At 61.2% G+C, this 2827-nt stretch carries 2 protein-coding genes and 1 pseudogene; all 3 read left to right on the top strand.

The window, feature by feature from the left end:
- Positions 1-540: 540 nt before the first annotated feature.
- Positions 541-990, top strand: a complete 450-nt coding sequence (locus ENN83_RS09355; protein WP_287186212.1) for a CopD family protein — start codon at positions 541-543, stop codon at positions 988-990.
- A gap of 115 nt (positions 991-1105) precedes the next feature.
- Positions 1106-2377, top strand: a complete 1272-nt coding sequence (gene rho, locus ENN83_RS09350; RefSeq protein ID WP_287186209.1) for a transcription termination factor Rho — start codon at positions 1106-1108, stop codon at positions 2375-2377.
- A gap of 22 nt (positions 2378-2399) precedes the next feature.
- Positions 2400-2827: pseudogene (locus tag ENN83_RS09345) on the top strand (tRNA uridine-5-carboxymethylaminomethyl(34) synthesis GTPase MnmE); the annotation flags it as partial.

Genomic DNA, 2827 nt, shown 5'->3' with positions numbered 1-2827 from the left:
GTCGCGGATCGCGGCCTCGTCGACGGAAACCGGCTTCGCCTCGAATACCAGACCTGCCCGTTCGAGAAGCTGTCGCCGGATCGGCGAGCCGGAAGCAAGGATCACGCGGTCGGACATCTCGGTAGAACCCTGTGGAAAAGCGCGGGAACGGTTTTCGCATGTGGTGGAACAAGCCGGCCCAGAGCCTCCGAGGTGCCGGTCGGTCGGGAAAAAGTCAAGCCAGCGGCCCTGTCGATCCACGGTGGATCGTCGCATCCCGGTCCTGTGAGGGACTCGCCCCGACCGGAACAATCCCCCCATATCCACAGATACGTATCGGATTAAATATATCTAAAGTATTGTTCAATAATGGTTTTTATCATGTCTCCCCGATGTCCCGAAGATACCAACATGCTTTTCAACATCCGCCGCCCTGTGGACAGAGTCGGGGAGGGATCGGTAATCCCCAATACCCACAGCCCCTACAGAAACATCATCTTTTCTTTTCTTTCCTTATTCCCTTAGAAGGGGCGCGATCGGATCCTGCGCTGGAGTGAGAGAATGGCCGAGTTCCTGGCGTCCTACTATCCCTGGACCAAGTCGCTGCACATCATCGTTGTGCTGACCTGGATGGCCGGTCTTTTCTATCTGCCCCGGATCTTCGTCTATCACGCCGAACGCGCATCCGTGGGCAGCGAGACCGACGAGGTTTTCAAGATCATGGAGATGAAGCTCTACCGCTACATCATGAATCCCTCGATCATCCTGGTCTGGGTCTTCGGCCTTGCGCTGGTCTTTACGCCCGGCATCGTCGACTGGGGATCGGTCTGGCCCTATGCCAAGGGCGCGGCGGTGATCGGGATGACCTGGTTCCACATGTGGCTGGGCCTGCGGCGCAAGGAATTCCTTGCGGGCACCAACACGCGCACCGGGCGCAGCTACCGGATGATGAACGAGGTGCCGACGCTGTTGATGCTCGTGATCGTCTTCGCGGTGGTCCTGAAATTCTGAAAGATTGACTCGGGCCGGTCCGGGTTCTATTGACGTCGGTCAGCGGGCCGTCCGGCCACGCGCGTTCCCCTTTTCCGCAAGCCGCGCCTCCGGGTGCCCCTGTCGCGATACTCCCATGACCCAGGAAAGCCTGAACCTCGCCGATCTCAAGGCCAAGAGCCCCAAGGATCTCCTCGCCATGGCCGAGGAGCTGGAAATCGAGAACGCCTCGACGATGCGCAAGGGCGAGATGATGTTCTCGATCCTGAAGGAGCGTGCCGAGGAAGGGTGGGAAATCTCGGGCCAAGGCGTGCTCGAGGTGTTGCAGGACGGCTTCGGCTTCCTGCGCTCGCCCGAGGCGAACTATCTGCCCGGTCCCGACGACATCTATGTCTCGCCCGACATGATCCGGCAGCATTCCTTGCGCACTGGCGACACGGTCGACGGGGTCATGGTCGCCCCGCGCGAGAACGAGCGTTATTTCGCGATCACCAAGGTCACGCGCATCAATTTCGAGAATCCCGACCGCGCGCGGCACAAGATCAACTTCGACAACCTGACGCCGCTCTATCCCGACGAGCGGCTGAAGATGGAAATCGAGGATCCGACGATCAAGGACCGCTCGGCCCGGATCATCGACCTGGTGGCGCCCATCGGCAAGGGCCAGCGCGCCCTGATTGTTGCACCGCCGCGCACCGGCAAGACGGTGCTGTTGCAGAACATCGCCCATTCGATCGAGACGAACCACCCCGAGACCTATCTGATCGTCCTGCTGATCGACGAACGCCCCGAAGAGGTGACCGACATGCAGCGTTCCGTGAAGGGCGAGGTCATTTCCTCGACCTTCGACGAACCTGCAACGCGTCACGTCGCGGTGGCCGAGATGGTGATCGAAAAGGCCAAGCGTCTGGTCGAGCATAAACGAGATGTTGTGATCCTTCTGGACTCGATCACAAGACTTGGGCGTGCGTTCAACACCGTAGTGCCGTCCTCGGGCAAGGTGCTGACCGGTGGTGTGGACGCCAATGCCCTGCAACGGCCGAAACGGTTCTTCGGCGCGGCGCGCAATATCGAGGAGGGCGGGTCGCTCACCATCATCGCGACGGCACTGATCGACACCGGCAGCCGTATGGACGAGGTGATCTTCGAGGAGTTCAAGGGCACCGGCAACTGCGAGATCGTTCTGGACCGCAAGGTGGCGGACAAGCGCGTCTTCCCGGCGATGGACATCCTGAAATCCGGCACGCGGAAAGAGGATCTTCTGGTCGACCAGAAGGATCTGCAAAAGACCTTTGTCCTGCGGCGTATTCTGAACCCGATGGGCACGACGGATGCCATCGAGTTCCTGATCTCCAAGCTCAAGCAGACCAAGACCAATACCGAATTCTTCGATTCGATGAACACCTGAGGGCCGCGCCCGGAGGTGACCAATGGACACGATCTTCGCGCTGGCGACGGCGCGCGGAAAGGCCGGCGTCGCTGTAATCCGCATTTCCGGTCCGCAGGCGCAGCGCGCGGCGTGTGCGTTGGCAGGGACCCTGCCGTCCACGCGGCGGGTCGGGCTGCGCCGATTGGTCGATTCGCAAGGCGAGCTGCTGGATAGCGCGCTGGTCCTTCGTTTTGAAGAGGGGGCCAGTTTCACCGGCGAAGACGTGGTCGAACTGCATTGCCATGGCAGCCCGGCGACCGTGACCGCGCTGTTGCGGACATTGGGCGAAATGGATGGCCTGCGCATGGCAGAGCCCGGCGAATTCACCCGCCGTGCGCTGGAGAACGGCGTGCTCGATCTAGCCCAGGTCGAAGGGTTGGGCGATCTGCTGGAGGCCGAGACCGAGGCGCAGCGGCGGCAGGCCTTGCG

It is taken from the genome of Rhodovulum sp. (assembly GCF_011048875.1).
Taxonomy (GTDB): Bacteria; Pseudomonadota; Alphaproteobacteria; order Rhodobacterales; family Rhodobacteraceae; genus Rhodovulum; species Rhodovulum tesquicola.
This window is presented reverse-complemented; position numbering and strand designations above follow the sequence as displayed.

Excerpts from the sequence above, each read along its gene's own strand:
- rho (WP_287186209.1), top strand. The coding sequence starts at position 1,106 with ATGACCCAGGAAAGCCTGAACCTCGCCGATCTCAAGGCCAAGAGCCCC.
- ENN83_RS09355 (WP_287186212.1), top strand. The coding sequence starts at position 541 with ATGGCCGAGTTCCTGGCGTCCTACTATCCCTGGACCAAGTCGCTGCAC.